The 259-nt window shown below is 71.4% G+C and carries 1 protein-coding gene; it reads left to right on the top strand.

The genetic code is table 11. The features are described 5' to 3' along the window. Window positions 1-259, top strand: a 259-nt coding sequence (locus R0J88_RS21280) for an alcohol dehydrogenase catalytic domain-containing protein (protein ID WP_410901067.1), incomplete at both ends; no start/stop codon positions are given.

The following is a 259-nucleotide window of genomic DNA, read 5'->3' on the forward strand; positions in this document are numbered from 1 at the left end:
GGCGGTCGGGCTCAATTACATCGACGTGTATTTCCGCACGGGCCTCTATCCGCAGCCGCTGCCCGGTGGCCTCGGGATGGAGGCGGCGGGCGAGGTGACGGCCGTCGGCGACGGCGTGACCGCCTTCAAGGCGGGCGATCGCGTCGCGTACGTCGGGCAGCCGCCGGGCGCGTATGCGCAGGAGCGCGTGATGCCGGCCGAGCGGCTCGTGAAGCTGCCGGACGGGATCAGCTATGACGACGCGGCCTCGGTGATGCTG

The organism is Pseudoalteromonas sp. SIMBA_162 (genome assembly GCF_046535955.1).
GTDB classification, from domain to species: Bacteria; Pseudomonadota; Gammaproteobacteria; order Enterobacterales; family Alteromonadaceae; genus Pseudoalteromonas; species Pseudoalteromonas marina.